This is a genomic window from Rhodopila sp. (assembly GCF_965277825.1).
Lineage (GTDB): Bacteria > Pseudomonadota > Alphaproteobacteria > Acetobacterales > Acetobacteraceae > Rhodopila.
Map to the genome: position 1 here is coordinate 2,340,175 of NZ_OZ255846.1, position 16,286 is coordinate 2,356,460.

The following is a 16,286-nucleotide window of genomic DNA, read 5'->3' on the forward strand; positions in this document are numbered from 1 at the left end:
TGCCTCGCCCGATGCGCCGCTGGGCGGGCAACCGACCCCTACGACCGCTCAAGGCCCGTGGCTCCTGGCGGCGTCGATCGCGGCGGCCTTCGCCGGATCGACCCACCAACTGTCGAATTCCAGCCCGGTGCGCACCGGCTTGCCCGGGTTGCCGAAGCGGTCCCAGAACGCCGCGCGTACCGATTGCAGATGCCACTGCGGCACCACGTACCAGCCGTCCAGCAGCACCCGGTCCAGTGCGTGCGTGGCAACCACCAGGTCGGCGCGATCCGGGGCGGATACCACCCGGTGCACCAGGTCATCGATCACCGGATTGCACACCCCCATAAGGTTCCAGCCGCCCTCCGGCTTGGCGGCGCCGCAGGTCCAGTAGCCGGTCTGCTCGTTGCCCGGACTTTCCGACTCGCCAAAGGTGACCACGATCATGTCGAAGTCATAAGTGTCGGTCAGGCGTTGGAACTGGGCCGGATCGACGGTCCGCACGTGAGCATCGATGCCCAGGCGCGCCAGCCATTGCACGTAGGGCAGGGACACCCGCTCGAACGCCGGCTGGTCCAGCAGGATCTCGAAGCGGAACGGCTGGCCTTGGGCGTTGACCAGCTTGCGGTCTTTTACCTTCCAGCCGGCCTGTTCCAGCAGCGCCAGGGCGCCGCGCAATTCAGTGCGGTTGTCGCCGGTTCCATCAGTGACCGGCAGTTCGAACGGCTTGGTGAACAGGTCGGGCGGCAGTTGGTCGCGATACTTGTCCAGCAGCGCCAGTTCCTTGCCTTCGGGAACGCCGCTGGAGGCCAGGTCGCTGTTGCTGAAATAGCTCTTGGTCCGGGTATAGGCGCCATAGAACAGGTTCTTGTTGGCCCATTCGAAATCGAACGCCATTGCCAGCGCGTGCCGCACCCGGACATCCTTGAACAGCGGCCGGCGGGTGTTCATGCCATAGCCCTGCATGCCGGTCGGCAACTTGTGCGGCAGCAACTCCTTCTTCACCAGCCCCTTCTGCACCGCGGGAAAGTCGTAGGCAGTGGCCCAGTCCTTGGCGACGTTCTCCTCGCGGAAGTCGACCTGGCCGGCCTTGAACGCTTCCAGCGCCACCGTGCCGTCGCGGAAGTATTCGGTTCGCCTGCGATCGAAATTGTTCAGCCCCCGCATCACCGGCAGGTCCTTCGACCAGACGTCGGGCACCCGTTCCATCGAAATCGTGCGGCCGAACTCGAAATGGCCGACCCGATAGGGACCCGACCCCAGCGGCGGATCGGTCAGCGGCTTTTCAAAATCGCGCCCCGCCCACCAGTGCTTCGGCAGGATCGGCATTTGGCCCAGGATCAGCGGCAGCTCGCGGTTGTTGTCGGACTTGAAGTGGAACACCACCCGCCGTGGTCCCTCGACCGTCACCGAGGCGACATCGGCGTAGTATTGCCGGAAAAACGGGCGGCCCTTTTCACGCAATGTCTCGAAGGTCCAGGCGACGTCCTCGGCGGTGACCGGCGTGCCGTCGTTGAACTTCGCCTCCGGCCGTAGCTCGAAGGCGACGCCCATGTGGTCGGCTGGTACCTCGATCACCTTCGCAAGAAGCCCGTATTCGGTCTCCGCCTGGTCGGCGTCCGACTTGGTCAGCGAGTCCCAGACCCGGGCAATGTCGCCGGGGGCGGTGCCCCTGACGATGAACGGGTTGAAGCTGTCAAAGGTGCCGACGCTGCTGAGCGCGACCTCGCCGCCCTTCGGCGCATCCGGGTTGACGTAGTCGAACGATTTGAAATCCGGCGGTAGCCCGAGCTTGCCCATCAGCGAAAGGCCGTAGGTGTGCAACGGCTCCCCTGCCGGGGCAGGCGCCGTTGCCGGCTGCTCGGCGCCGGCTGGCGTCGAGGCCGCCGGTGTCTGAGCCGCCGGTGTCGGAGCGGCCGCTGTCTGGGGCGCCGGTGTCTGGGCCGCCGGTGTCTGGGCCGCCGGTGTCTGGGCCGCCGGTGTCTGGGCCGCCGGTGTCTGGGCCGCCGGTGTCTGGGCCGCCGGTGTCTGGGCATTCGTCGCCGCGCCGGCGGCAGCTAGCCACGCTGCCACCGCAAGTCCCCGTAGCACGTGCATTTTGTGCCTCCCGTGTTTCCGGCATGATAGCGTGTGCTGTCCCGGTTCGTCAGCCGGGTTCCGCGCTACCTGGGCGTTTTGCCCTTACTGTCGGCAACGTGACGCCACCGGCTCTTCGCGTTGGAGGCTGGCGCCCCTCCGCCACTAGTGGACCCGGCTGCCGCGCAGTCGCAGCGGTTCGCTGTCAAGCACCTCTCCCCGCACACAATCGGCCGGCCTAAGCGGCGCCTTTGACCGCTGTCAACCGGCACCCGCTTAACCAGTTTTTAACCTTTCAAGCGCAAAACCGGCGTTCGGCCGCTCCATAGCTGAACTGTAACCGCTCGCATGCCCCTTTCCCTCAGCTTGAGCGGCAGCCAGGCCAGCCAGCGGATCAGCGATCAGTCCACCATCGTGCCGTTGGCCAGCGCCGCGATCGCCGACGACATCGGCCAGACCGAGACCGTGACGGTTACGCTGTCAGCCGCCGGAAACGGTACGCTGAGCAATCTCGGCAGCGGCAGCTACGATCCCCGGACAGGCGCTTTTACCGACATCGGTTCGGCTGCGGCGGTGGCCCGCGACCTTGACGCGCTGAGCTTCACGCCGACCCCGCAACAGGTGGCGCCGGGGCAGACCGTCACCACCGTATTCCGGATCAGCGACACCGATACTGCCGGGTCCAGTGTCAGCGACAGCACCACCTCGGTGATCGCCACCGCCGGCACCCTGGCACCGACGATCAGCAATACCGTCGTCAACCAGGCAGCCACCGATCACACGTTTATCGCACCGTTCGCCTTGGTGGTGATCGGCGATCTGAACGTCGGCCAGACCGAAACCCTGACGGTGAGGCTGTCGGCGGCGGCGAATGGCAGATTCACCAACCTCGGAGGCGGCAGCTACGACGCCGGCAGCGGCACCTACACCGACCACGGGTCCGCCGCCGCGATCACCGCCGATCTCGAAGCCTTGCTGTTCGTCCCGACACAAAACCAGGTCGCGCTCGGGCGCAGCGTCGCCACCGGCTTCACCATCGGCGTCACTGACAGCGCCGGAGCCGGCGCCAGCGATGCCACGACCTCGGTCATCGCCACCGCCGTCACACTGCCGACGATCAGCAACACCGTTTCTGGCCAGGCGGTCAGCGACCAGACCACGATCATGCCGTTTGCAGGCGTGACGATCGCCGACGTCAACGCCGGGCAGACCGAGACCGTAACGGTCACGCTGTCCGCCGCGGCCAACGGCAGCCTGACCAATGTCGGCGGCGGCTTCTATAACTTCCTGACAGGTGTCTATACCGACAGCGGGTCGGTCGCCGCGGTCAGCCACGACCTCGGTAACCTGGTGTTCGTGCCGACGCAGTCTCAGGTGCCGGTGGGCCAAAGCCTGACCACCGGCTTCAGCATCAGCGATACCGATATCGCCGGGCTCACCGTCACCGACAATGCCACGTCGGTTCGCACCACGGCGATCGCCGCGCCAACCATCGCCAACACCGTGGCGAACCAGGCGGTGACGGATCATGCCACGATCATGCCGTTCGCCGGTGTGGTGGTCGCCGACATCAATCCGGGACAGACCCAGAGCGTAACTGTAACGCTGTCCACGACGGCGAACGGCACGCTGATCAGCCTCGGCAACGGTAGCTACAATACAACGACAGGCATCTATACCGATGTCGGGTCAGCCGCCATGGTCAGCAGCGATCTGGGTAACCTGGTGTTCGTCCCGACCCAGGCCGAGGTTCCGGTCGGCCAGACGGTCATAACCGGCTTCACCATCAATGACACCGACAGCATGGGTGCCAGCGCCGGCGACAGCACCACCTCGGTGATCGTCACCGACGTAGCCGTGCCGGCGATCAGTGACGCCGCCGCTGGTCAGGCGGTGACCGACCGGAGAACGATCGCACCGTTCGCCGCGGTGGCGATCACCGACGCCAATGCCGGGCAAACCGAGACCCTGACGGTAACCCTTTCCGCCGCCGGCAACGGCACCCTGACCAACCTTGGCAGTGGTCAGTACAACGCCGGCACCGGGGTCTACACCGATAGCGGGTCCGCCGCCTCGGTGAGCAGTGACCTCGACGGCTTGCTGTTCGTCCCGACACCGGGCCAGGCGGTGCTCGGAGGCACCGTCGTCACCGGCTTCACCATCCGCGATTCCAATACCGTCGGCACCAGCGCCAGCGACGTCACGACATCGGTGGTCGCCACCGCCGTGGCGCTACCGACTATCAGCGGCGCCGTTGTGTCGCAGACGGTAAACGACCACGCAACGATCAACCCGTTCGCCAGCGTAATCGTAACCGACGCCAACACGGCGCAGACCCAAAGCATGACGGTAACGCTGTCGGCCCCGGTCAATGGCCGCCTCAGCACGCTTGGCGGCGGCAGCTATAATCCGGCCACCGGCGTCTATACCGATACCGGGTCCGCCGCCGCCATCACCCACGACCTCGATGCCCTGGTGTTCAATCCGACCCAAGGTGAGGTCGCGGTCGGCCAGAGCGTCATCACCCGCTTCACCCTCAGCGACACCGATACCCTGGGGTCGACGGCGACCGACAGCGGCACCTCGGTCATCACCACCGCGATCGCCGCGCCGATCATCCGCAACACCGTGGCCGGCCAGGCGCTGAACGATCAGCAGACGATCGCCCCGTTCTCCGCCGTGGTGATCACGGACGCCAATTCCGGGCAGACCGAGAGCGTGACGGTAACGCTGTCGGCGGCGGCTAACGGCAGCCTGACGCATCTGGGGAATGGCAGCTACAACGCCGGAGTCTTCACCGACCATGGGTCCGCCGCCGCCGTCACCACCGACCTCGACGGCTTGCTGTTCGTCCCGACCAAGGCCCAGGCGGGACTGGGCCAGACCATCACCACCGGGTTCACCGTCGCGGTCACCGATAGCGCCGGGTTCACCGGCAGCGACGCCACGACATCGGTCGTCAGCACCACCGTCACGCCGCCGACGATCAGCAACACCCGAGCGAACCAGGCAGCGTCCGACCAGGCCACGATCCTGCCGTTTGCCACGGTGGTGGTCGCCGACGCCAATCCGGGACAGACCGAAACCGTAACGGTCAAGCTGTCGAACACCGCGAACGGCACGCTGACCCCGATGGGCGGCGGCAGCTACAATGCCGGTTCGGGTGTCTTTACTGACACCGGCAGCGCCGCCGGGGTCACCGGCGACCTCGAGGCTTTGGTGTTTGTCCCGACGCCGAACCAGGTCGCCCTGGGCCAGACCGTAAGCACCGGCTTCACCATCACCGCCACCGATACTGCCGGGCTGGTAGCCAGCGACAGTGTCACCTCGGTCATCGCCACATCCTCGGCCACTCCGACGATCGGCAACACGGTCCCTGCGCAGGTGCTCAATGACCACGCCACCATCAGTCCGTTTTCCGGCGTGGTGTTGCAGGACCAGAATGCCGGCCAGACCGAGACCGTGACGGTGATGCTGTCCTCGCCGGCCAACGGCGGGCTGAGCCACCTCGGCAACGGCAGCTATGATCCCAGCACCGGCCTCTATACCGTCAGCGGATCGGCTGCCACCGTCACCGCCGCGCTCGCCGGATTGGTCTTTACCCCGACCGCGGCCGAGGTCGGCGTCGGCCAGACCGTCACCACCGGCTTCATCATCACCGACACCGATAGCGCCGGGCTCACCGCCACCGACTCCACCACCTCGGTGGTCGCCACAGCGGTCACCCGACCGACCATCAGCAACACCACGGCGAACCAGACGGTAACCGATCAGACTGTGATCGCACCGTTCGCGAACGTGGTGATCGGCGAATTCAACGCCGAGCAGACCGAAACCGTGACGGTGACGCTGTCGGCGTCGGGAAACGGCCAGCTTTCCAACCTCGGCGCCGGCAACTACGACATCAACACCGGGGACTATTCCGACAGTGGATCCGCCGCCGCGGTCAGCACCGACCTCAACGGGCTGGTGTTCACGCCGACGCCCGGCCTGGCCGGAATCGGCCAGACGGTGACCACACGCTTCACCATCAGCGACACTGACAGCCTGGGGCTGAGCGTGACCGACGCCGCCACGTCGGTCGTTGCCGTCGGCTTCAGCGCGCCGACCATCGCCAACACCGTGGCAAACCAGGCGGTGAGCGATCTGACCACCATCATGCCGTTCCTGGGCGTGGTCATCGCCGACAGCAACGCCGGGCAGACCGAGACCGTGACGCTGACCCTGTCGTCGCCGGCCAACGGCACCCTGACCAATCCCGGAAACGGCAGCTACGACCCGGTGCGGGGGATCTATACCGACACCGGTTCGGCAGCCGCGGTCACCGCCGATCTGCACGGTCTGGTGTTCAATCCGACGCCGCGGCAGGTCGCCCCCGGCCAGACCGTCAGCACCGGCTTCACCATCAGCGACATCGACACCGCGCAGGCCAGCACGGTCGATAGCGCGACATCGGTCATCACCACGGCCGGCACCGTGCTGCCGACGATCAGCGGCGCGATCGCCAACCAGGCGGTGGCCGCCACCGCCACCATCGTGCCGTTCGCCCATTTGGCGATCGCCGATCTGAACCTCGGCCAGACCGAGACCTTGACGATCGGGTTTTCGCCGGCCAACGGCAGCCTGACCAACCTGGGCAACTTCCACTACGACACGCTGTCAGGCAGCTACACCGATATCGGATCGGCCGCGGCGATCAGCGCCGACCTGAATGGTCTGGCGTTCAATCCCACGCCGCGGCAGGTCGCGCCGGGTCGATCGGTCACCACGGTGTTCAGCATCACCGACACCGATACCGCGCGGGCCAGCGCGTCAAACGCGACGACCTCGGTCATCGCCACCGCCGGCACCCTTGCGCCGACCATCAGCGGCTCGGTCGCGGGCCAGACGGTGACCAGCCCAGGCTCGATCGCACCGTTCTCCGGCGTGGTAATCGGCGATCTGAATTTCGGCCAGACCGAGAGCGTGACAGTAAAGCTGTCAGCGCCAGCAAACGGCAGCCTGACCAATCTCCGTGGGGGCAGCTACAACGCCACGACAGGCGTCTATACCATTGCCGGTTCCGCCTCGGCCGTCACCACCGCGGTGGACGGGTTGGTGTTCATCCCGAAGCAAGCCCAGTTGGCCCCGGGCCAGACCATCACCAGCGGTTTCACCATCAGCGATACCGACACTGCGTCGGCCCAGGCTATCGATACCGCGACAACGGTCATCACCACCGCCGGTACCCTGGCGCCGACCATCGCCGGCACCGTCGCCCGCCAGGCGGTAACCGCCCCGGGGACGATCAAGCCGTTCACCGGCGTCGCTATCAGTGATCTGAACTCCGCCCAGACCGAACGCGTGACGGTGATGCTATCGGCGCCGGCGAACGGCACCCTCACCAACCTGGGCGGCGGGACCTACGCCACCGGCGTCTACACCGTCAGCGGGTCCGCCGCCGCCGTGTCCACCGCGTTGCAGGGTCTGGTGTTCAACCCGACGCCGCAGCAGGTGGCACCGGGTCAGAGCGTCACCACGGTCTTTACCATCGCTGATACCGACACCGCATCTGCCAGCACGTCCGACAGCACGACATCGGTGATCGCCACCGCCGGCACCTTGGTCCCCACCATCAGCGGCACCGCCGCAAATCAGACCGTTGCGGCCTCGGCGACGATCACACCGTTCCTGAACGTGATGCTCGGCGACGCCAACTTCGGCCAGACAGAAACCCTGACGGTGTCGCTGCCCAGCGCGAACGGCACGCTGACCAACCTGGGCAATTTTACCTTGAGCAACGGCGTCTATACCGATGTCGGGTCCGCCGCCGCCGTCACCGCGGACCTTGAAGCCCTGGTGTTCAATCCGGCACCGCACCAGGTCGCCCCGAACCAGACCGTTACGACGGTGTTCACCATCAGCGACACCGACACCGCCTCCGCCCACACCACCAACAGCGCCACAACCGTCATCGCCACAACCGGCACGGTGTTGCCGACCATCAGCGGAGCCGTCGCCGCCCAGTCGGTAATCGCACCGGGGACGATCACGCCATTCTCCACGGTGACGATCGGTGATCTTAATTTTGGCCAGGTCGAGACCGTCACGGTGACGCTGTCCGCGCCAGCGAACGGCACGCTGATCAACCTGGGCGGAGGCACCTACAGCGCCGGCGTCTACACCGTCACCGGCACCGCCGCCGCGGTCAACAACGCCCTGCGCGGGCTGGTGTTCACCCCTGCGCAGGTTGCGCCGGGCCAGACCGTTACCACGAGCTTCACCATCAACGACATCGACACCGCATCCGCGCGCGCTGCCAGCGCCACCGCGTCGGTGATCGCCACCGCCGGAACGATCGCGCCAACCATCACCGGAACGACCGCGCTCCAGACGGTGGGCGCCGCAGGCACGATCACGCCGTTCTCCAGCGTGGTGATCGGTGAGGCCAATCTGGGCCAGACCGAGACCGTAACGGTTGCGCTCTCGTCCGCCGCGAACGGAGCGCTGACCAATCTGGGCGGCTTCAGCTACAACCAGGCGACCGGCAGCTACACCGATATCGGGTCCGCCACCGCGGTCTCCGCCGCGCTGAACGGACTGATCTTCACGCCCACGCCGTATCAGGTCGCGCCGGGTGAGACGGTGACCACCATCTTCAGCATCAGCGACGTCGATACCGCCGGGGCCAGCGCCGTCAACAACACGACATCGGTGATCGCCGTCGCCGGCACCGTGGCGCCGACCATCACCGGCACGCTGGCCCGCCAGACCGTGGCTGCGTCGGGGACGATCACACCGTTCGCCGGCGTGTTCATCGGCGATCTGAACGTCGGCCAGACCGAGACCGTGACGGTGACGCTGTCGACAGTCGCAAATGGAACGTTGACCAACCTCGGCGGCTTCCGCCCCGGTCCCGCACCCGGCGTGTACATCGATGTCGGCTCCGCCACCACGGTCACCGGCGACCTGGATGGCCTGGTGTTCAATCCGGCAGCACTCCAGGGGGTGCCGGGTCAGACCGCAACCACCGTCTTCACCATCAGCGACACCGATACCGCCTGGGCCGTCCCGGTCAACGCCGCGACATCCGTCATCGCAACGATTGGCACCGTTGCGCCGACTATCATCGGCGCTGTCGCCGCGCAGACCATTGCCGCCCCGGGGATGATCAGGCCATTTGCCAACGTCGTTATCGGAGACCTGAATTTTGGCCAGACCGAGACCCTGACGGCGACGCTGTCGGCGGCCGCGAACGGCTTCCTGAGCAACCTCGGCAGCGGCGCCTACAATGCCACGACCGGGGTGTTCACCGATACCGGCTCCACGGCCGCGGTCACGGCCGACCTCGATGGTCTGGTATTCAACCCGACCGCCAGCCTGGTCGCCAGGGGCCAGACCGTTACGACCGGCTTCACGCTCAAAGATACCGACACCGCGTCAGCAAGCGCATCCGACGGCACGACGTCAGTCACAACCACCGCCGGCATCGGCGCCAACCCGGCGGCGGATATCCTGTTGCAGAGCAACAGCGGACAACTGGTGCTGTGGCAAGTAAACGGCTCGACAATCAGTGCGGGTGGAGCCATTCAACCGAACCCGGGGCCTTCCTGGTTCGCGATGGCCGTCGGCGGGTTCTACCCTGGCGACACCTCGGACATCCTTTGGCAGAACCAGGATGGCTCGGTCGTCACCTGGCAGGTACAGGGCGTCAATGTCATCGCAAGTTCCGCGCTCCCAAACCCAGGTTCGGCATGGCACATCAAGGCTACCGGCGACTTCTTCGGCGACGGCAACACAGATGTCGTTTGGCAGAACGATGACGGCTCGATCGAGCTCTGGGACGTACAAGGAGGCACGATTGTCAAAGCCGGCGCTGTCGCCAATCCGGGGCCGGCCTGGCATATCGAGGGCACCGGCGACTTCTATCGAAATGGCAGCACGGCCATATTATTACAGAATAATAATGGTCAGGTCCTTATCTGGAAGATGAGCGGAACGAATATCATCGGCGGTGGTCCGGTCGCCAAGCCCCCGCCCTCCTGGCGTATCAAGGGCACCGGGGATTTTTACGGTAATGGCGACACGGATGTCCTGCTACAAAACGACAACGGTCAGATCGTCGTCTGGGACATGAATGGAACCAGTATCGTCGGCGGCGGAAACGTCGTCATCAATCCGGGACCCACGTGGCATGTCCAGGGCACCGGCGATTTCAACAATCAAGCAAAGAACGGCATCGTACTGCAGAACGAAGATGGATCGGTCGTCGTCTGGCAAATGAACGGCCTGCAGGTGGTCGGCGGCGGACCGCTCGCGAACCCAGGCCCAACATGGAGCCTGTTCGGCAGCGGCGAGACCATGCGGTTCATCCACAGCACCGCCGCCAACGAGACGCTGGCAGCGACCCCGACGAAGCCCGACGAGTTCATTCTTACAAGCGTCGCGGCCGGCCTGCATACGATCACCGGCTTCAACCCCGTACAGGATATCGTCGAGTTGAGCGCCGCCCAGTTCCCGACGTTCGCCTCTGTTCAGCAGGCCACCGCGGCGATCCCCGGCGGCACGATGATCAACCTCGGCAACGCGACATCGCTGATGCTAACCGGTGTCGATCCCAGTGTGCTTCATGCCAGCAACTTTGCACTGACCTGAGGTCGCTCGCGGACACAGATACCAAGGTGGCAATACGCACTGGAAACGTGCGGCGGGACTGACGCAGCGCCTTGGCGTAACCGGCTGGGTCTCCCACAATGGCTGCTCATGCGGCAGCTACCGCCTGATCAGAAGAGTTTCACGTCCAGGCACCAACCACTGACAGAGGTCAAACAATGACCAAAGAAACCGACCCGGCAACGGTGACCGACGGCTTCCACCTCGTGGTGGATGCGCTGAAACTCAACGGCATCGACACCATCTACGGCGTCGCCGGCATCCCGATCACCGACCTGGCTCGGCTGGCGCACGCCGAGGGTCTGAAATACATCGGCTTCCGCCACGAGCAGGCCGCCGGCAACGCCGCCGCGATCGCCGGCTATCTGACGCAGAAGCCGGGCATCTGTCTCACCGTCTCGGCGCCGGGGTTTCTCAACGGCATGCTGGCACTCGCCAACGCCACCACCAACTGCTTCCCGATGATCCTGATCAGCGGGTCGAGCAGCCGCGCGATCGTCGATCTGGAGCAGGGCGATTACGAGGAACTCGACCAACTCAACGCCGCCCGGCCCTACGCCAAGGCCGCCTATCGCGTCAACAACCCCGAGGACATCGGCACCGGCATCGCCCGCGCGATTCACGCCGCGCTCTCCGGCCGGCCCGGAGGGGTTTACCTCGATCTCACCGCCGACGTGCTCAGCGCGGTGATCGCCAAGGACACGGGGTTGAAATCGCTGGTCAAGGTGGTCGATCCGGCGCCGCGTCAGATCCCCGCGCCCGCGTCGATCGCCCGCGCGCTCGACCTGCTGGCCGAGGCGCGACGCCCGCTGATCATCCTCGGCAAGGGCGCCGCCTACGCCCAGGCGGATGCCGATATCCGCGGCTTCATCGAGACCACCGGCATCCCGTTCCTGCCGATGTCAATGGCCAAGGGGCTGTTGCCCGACAACCATCCGCAATCGGCAGCCTCCGCTCGATCGCTCGCCATCGGCCAAGCCGACGTCGTCATGCTGATCGGCGCTCGGCTTAACTGGCTGCTGTCGCACGGCAAGGGCAAAACCTGGTCGCCCGACACGCGCTTCGTGCAGGTCGACATCTCGCCCACCGAGATCGACAGCAACCGCCCGATCGCCGCCCCGGTGATCGGCGATATCGGGTCAGTCATGGCGGCGTTCGCGGCCGCGCTCAAGCCGGGCAAGATCAAGCCGAACGCCGCTTGGGTCGATGTCCTGGCGGTGACCAAGCAGAACAACGCCGAACGCATGGCGCGGCGTTTGAACGCCGACCCAAGCCCGATGAACTTCTCCAGCGCGCTGCGCGCGGTCCGCAACGCCCTGGTCGATCGGCCCGAAGTCACCATCATCAACGAGGGCGCCAACACGCTCGACTTCGCTCGTAACATCATCGACATGTATCAGCCGCGCAAGCGACTCGACAGCGGCACCTGGGGCATCATGGGCATCGGCATGGGATACGCCATCGCCGCCGCCGTGGTCAGCGGCAAGCCGGTGGTCGCGATCGAGGGCGACAGCGCGTTCGGCTTCAGCGGCATGGAGATCGAGACGATCTGTCGCTACCAGTTGCCAGTCATCACCTTGGTGTTCAACAACAACGGCATCTACCGTGGCGACACCGACGCGGGATCACCGTCGCCCACCGGGTTCGTCCCGAACGCCCGCTACGACAAGCTGATCGAGGCGTTCGGGGGCGCCGGCTATCACGTCACCGACACACCAGGCCTGACCAAGGCCCTGTCCGCCGCGCTGGAGGCCGCCAAACCGGCGCTAATCAATGTCGTCATCGACCCCGCCGCCGGCACCGAAAGCGGGCATATCCAGAACCTCAACCCAAAACGGGCGGTCGCGCACTAAGGGCCACGCGCGTCACCCCGAACGTTCCCGAGCAAACCAAGCTCAAGGCACCATCAGCCGATACACCCGGGCCGCCGTCCCGCTGTACAACGCGGTCTTTTCCGCCGCCGATGCGGCCGCCGTGATGCGCTTGAACGCGTTCCACAACTCGGTGTAGCCACATGACTGCTTGTCGGGCGGAAAGTTGCTTTCGAACATGCAGCGCTCGACGCCGAACGCTTCGATGCACGGCTCGACATACTGACGCCAGGCGGCGGCAAGTTCCTCCGACGATGGCGGAACCTCCCGCTCGTGGAACGCGAAGCCGAACGACGTCATGCCGATACCGCCAAGCTTGACGTTGACGTTCGGGCACTTCGCCATTTCGCGGATATCATTTCGCCAGGCGCCCAGAATTTCCGAACGCCGCCCAGAATACGGCCCGACGCCCAGCACCCCGCCGACATGGTCCAGGATGATCGTGGCATCGGGAAACGCCCGAGCCAAATCGATCGCGTCGGTTAGTTGCGGATGATACTGCCACGATTCGAAACTGAGGCCCAGTTTGGCGAGCTGTGCGAAGCCTTCGCGAAACCGCTCGTCCCTCACCAGATGACCGGGAACGTTGCGCGATGCAAACTTGCCGACCGAGGGATCGGCATCCCAGGACACGCCCTGGCGGATGCCGCGAAAGCGTCCGCCGCCGGCGGCGATTTCGGCCTCCAGCACCTCACGCACCCGCGCCCCCAGCCTGAGGTCGGCGTAGCCTATGATGCCCTCGGCGACCCGGCACGGCCCGTAATTGCCCGACGCGCTCATCGCCGCGATGCCGTTGACGAACTCGACCTCGCCGACCGGCGCCATCTCCGGCGGACCGTGTCGGCGATACATCGACTGGCATTCCAGGAAAACGGTGGCAACGATATTGTGCCCGCCGCCGATATCGGCCAGCAGGTCGGGCAGGAAGTAGCTGCCGCGCTGCGGCGTGTCCCAAAGATGGTGGTGCGGGTCGATGATCGGCAGTTGCGGTTCAAGCGCGGCCTCGGGCGGGCGCTTCCCCAGCCACTGCTTCAGTCCGCTGTCGTCGCGATGGATCAGGCCGCGATATTCGCCTTTCGAATCGCCGATCTCGGTCATTCCACCCCCTTTTTGTTGCTTCGCCGCGCAGGCGCGCAAATCGCATCCGCGTTCGGGCTGTCTACGGCCCAAGCCTACCCCGGCCCGCGCGAAACACAATATCAGCCCGCGGTCACTGGCGTCATCCGGTCACGGTTGACGGATCGGGCAATCTCGCCATGCTGTCGCCAACATACGCTTGCAGGAGGGATCACATGGGCGAGACAATCCAGTTGAAGGCCGCCGACGGCTTCAGCCTGTCGGCTTACGTCGCCGGCCCAGTCAACGCCACCAAGGGCGTGGTGGTGGTGCAGGAGATTTTCGGCGTCAATCACCATATCCGCGACGTGGCCGACCGCTTCGCCGGGCTGGGCTACGCGGTGGTCGCGCCGGCGGTGTTCGACCGCGCCCAGAAGGGCGTCGAGCTCGGATACACCCAGGACGACGTGGGCAAGGGTCGTGACATCCGCATGAAGCTCTCCGACCCCGACGTGATGAAGGACATCGAGGCCGCCGCCGGCCATCTCGCCGGCAAGAAGCTCGGCATCGTCGGCTACTGCTTCGGTGGCACTGTGGCGTGGTGGGGTGCCACGCGGACCTCCAAGTTCGCTGCCGCATCGTGCTGGTATGGCGGCGGCATCCCCGGCACCAAGACCGAGACCCCGCACTGTCCGGTGCAGATGCATTTCGGCGAACAGGATGCCTCGATCCCAATGACTGACGTGGATGCGGTACGCGCGGCGCAGCCGAAGACCGAGGTCTACGTCTATAAAGGCGCGCAGCACGGCTTCGGCTGCGATGAACGGGCCAGCTACAGCAAGCCCGACTATGAACTGGCGCAGCAGCGGACGGTGGAGTTCTTCGCCAAGAACTTGGGGTGAGTCGCGGCTTCGATCCCGCGACCGTCTCCCGGTCAATCGATCAGGTTGCGGCGACAAGACCTGATCGCCATACGCAGCCGTCCAGGCGGGTGGCATCAATATAACTGCGGACCGAAGGAAGTGAGTCGTATTCAATACTGACGACGCGTTGTCCTAACGATCCCGACATAAGTATCCTTGACGCCCTATACACACCCACACATCCGAATATCACGAAGTTTTCAGGGCACGACCCTTTGTGATCGGAACCAACTGGAGCGCCGACGCGTCTTTGCTTGGAATACTCCAGGGGTCGAATGATGAATGGATGGCGTGCCGCGACCGCGGCGGGGTGGATTTGCGTGCTGTTGCCCTATTCCACTGTCGCGGCGCCGCTGCCAGCCGACGCGCCGGGCGCCAAACAGGAAGCCGAGCGGCTCGATCAACTGCCGCCACTGCCCCCCGCACCGGCTGGCCATATTGACCACTCCGGTCGAACACAGGCCGGGCGGGCGTCGTATTATGCCGATAGCTTCGCCAACCGGAAAATGGCCAACGGCCAACGGATGAACCCGAACGCCAATGTCGCGGCCAGCAAGACCCTGCCGCTGGGCAGTGTCGCCAAGGTGACCAACCTGCGGAACGGCAAGACCGCCACCGTCAAGATCGAGGACCGAGGCCCTTATGTGGACGGCCGAGTCGTCGATCTGGCGCCTAAAGTCGCCAATCAACTAGACCTGACCCACCAGGGCGTCGCCCCCGTCGTGGTCAAGCCGGTCACCCTGCCGCAGCCGGACGGTCAGGTGAAGCTCGGCGCCGGTGCGGCCGACGCGAGCCCGCAGGAAGTGCAACAGGCGATCGAGGCAACCAGGCAACTGATCGCCCCGAACGAAACCGCCGAGAAGTAGCTACAGCACCCGCCCGGCCACCGCGTCCAGCCTGGCAGCAAGCGCCTTGTCACGGCGGTCCGGGGACGTAATCACCGCATGATCCAGTGCGCGGTCGCAGCCGCACGGACACAGCCCACGTTCGCGCCCGATCGTGGGCACCACCGAACGAACCAAGCCACGCGCGGCATCCGCATTGCTCAGCAGAATGCGCACCACCGCCTCGACCGTCACATGGTCGTGGTCCGGATGCCAGCAGTCGAAATCCGTCACCATGGCCACGGTCGCGTAGCAAAGTTCGGCCTCACGAGCCAGTTTGGCCTCCGGCATGTTAGTCATGCCGATCACGCTGCAGCCCCACGACCGATACAGTTCGCTCTCCGCCTTGGTGGAGAACTGTGGCCCCTCCATCACCAGGTAGCTGCCGCCCCGCGTCACCGGCAGCGACAATGAAGCCGCCGCCCCGAACAACGCCTCCCCCAGACGGCCGCAAACCGGATGAGCCATCGAGACATGGGCAACGATGCCGTCGCCGAAGAAGCTCTTTTCCCTGGCAAAGCTGCGATCGATGAACTGATCGACCACCACGAAGTGCCCCGGCGCCAGCTCCGGCTTCAGGCTGCCGACCGCCGACAACGACAAGACATCGGTCACGCCGCTGCGCTTCAGTGCATCGATATTGGCGCGATAATTCAGGTGCGTCGGTGACGTCGGATGACCCCGCCCGTGCCGCGGCAGGAACACGCATTGCACGCCGCCCAGCCGTCCGAACAGCAGCGCATCCGAAGGCTCGCCCCACGGGGTTTCGACCCGCCGCCAGACTTTGTCCTCCAGCCCATCGATATCATACAGGCCGGACCCGCCAATGATGCCGATCATTGGCT

7 protein-coding genes are annotated in these 16,286 nt (G+C 65.4%); 4 read left to right on the plus strand and 3 right to left on the minus strand.

Annotation, left to right across the window (positions count from 1 at the left end; genetic code table 11):
• Window positions 1–48: 48 nt before the first annotated feature.
• The gene (locus ACQY4T_RS11670) at window positions 49–2,076 is read right to left on the minus strand and encodes an extracellular solute-binding protein (RefSeq protein WP_428541895.1); all 2,028 of its coding nucleotides are present in this window, start codon (window positions 2,074–2,076) and stop codon (window positions 49–51) included.
• Window positions 2,077–2,403: 327 nt separating this feature from the next.
• Between ACQY4T_RS11670 and ACQY4T_RS11675 the strand changes: the two genes are divergently transcribed.
• Together ACQY4T_RS11675 and oxc are read left to right on the plus strand one after the other, a co-directional pair.
• Window positions 2,404–10,689 carry a hypothetical protein gene (locus ACQY4T_RS11675; RefSeq protein ID WP_428541898.1) on the plus strand — a complete coding sequence of 2,762 codons (8,286 nt, stop codon included), beginning with the start codon at window positions 2,404–2,406 and terminating at the stop codon, window positions 10,687–10,689.
• Window positions 10,690–10,865: 176 nt separating this feature from the next.
• Window positions 10,866–12,560 (plus strand): oxalyl-CoA decarboxylase, encoded by a 1,695-nt coding sequence (oxc, locus tag ACQY4T_RS11680; RefSeq protein ID WP_428541901.1) that lies wholly within the window; start codon window positions 10,866–10,868, stop codon window positions 12,558–12,560.
• A 42-nt stretch (window positions 12,561–12,602) separates the two neighbouring features.
• Here the strand turns inward: oxc and ACQY4T_RS11685 are convergent, their stop codons facing one another.
• On the minus strand, window positions 12,603–13,676 hold the full coding sequence (locus ACQY4T_RS11685) for an amidohydrolase family protein (protein WP_428541904.1): 1,074 nt from the start codon (window positions 13,674–13,676) through the stop codon (window positions 12,603–12,605).
• A 194-nt stretch (window positions 13,677–13,870) separates the two neighbouring features.
• Between ACQY4T_RS11685 and ACQY4T_RS11690 the strand changes: the two genes are divergently transcribed.
• Both ACQY4T_RS11690 and ACQY4T_RS11695 read left to right on the plus strand, forming a co-directional pair.
• Window positions 13,871–14,536 (plus strand): dienelactone hydrolase family protein, encoded by a 666-nt coding sequence (locus ACQY4T_RS11690; RefSeq protein ID WP_428541907.1) that lies wholly within the window; start codon window positions 13,871–13,873, stop codon window positions 14,534–14,536.
• A gap of 299 nt (window positions 14,537–14,835) precedes the next feature.
• Entirely contained in the window at window positions 14,836–15,423 is a 588-nt protein-coding gene (locus ACQY4T_RS11695) for a septal ring lytic transglycosylase RlpA family protein (protein ID WP_428541910.1), read from the plus strand.
• Here the strand turns inward: ACQY4T_RS11695 and ACQY4T_RS11700 are convergent, their stop codons facing one another.
• A complete protein-coding gene (locus tag ACQY4T_RS11700) occupies window positions 15,424–16,281 on the minus strand; it encodes an S-methyl-5'-thioadenosine phosphorylase (RefSeq protein ID WP_428541913.1) in 858 nt (285 codons plus the stop codon).
• Window positions 16,282–16,286 lie beyond the last annotated feature (5 nt).

Bases quoted from the DNA above. Each gene is read 5' to 3' on its own strand.
- ACQY4T_RS11670 (WP_428541895.1), bottom strand. From the start codon at position 2,076: ATGCACGTGCTACGGGGACTTGCGGTGGCAGCGTGGCTAGCTGCCGCC.
- ACQY4T_RS11675 (WP_428541898.1), top strand. From the start codon at position 2,404: ATGCCCCTTTCCCTCAGCTTGAGCGGCAGCCAGGCCAGCCAGCGGATC.
- oxc (WP_428541901.1), top strand. From the start codon at position 10,866: ATGACCAAAGAAACCGACCCGGCAACGGTGACCGACGGCTTCCACCTC.
- ACQY4T_RS11685 (WP_428541904.1), bottom strand. From the start codon at position 13,676: ATGACCGAGATCGGCGATTCGAAAGGCGAATATCGCGGCCTGATCCAT.
- ACQY4T_RS11690 (WP_428541907.1), top strand. From the start codon at position 13,871: ATGGGCGAGACAATCCAGTTGAAGGCCGCCGACGGCTTCAGCCTGTCG.
- ACQY4T_RS11695 (WP_428541910.1), top strand. From the start codon at position 14,836: ATGAATGGATGGCGTGCCGCGACCGCGGCGGGGTGGATTTGCGTGCTG.
- ACQY4T_RS11700 (WP_428541913.1), bottom strand. From the start codon at position 16,281: ATGATCGGCATCATTGGCGGGTCCGGCCTGTATGATATCGATGGGCTG.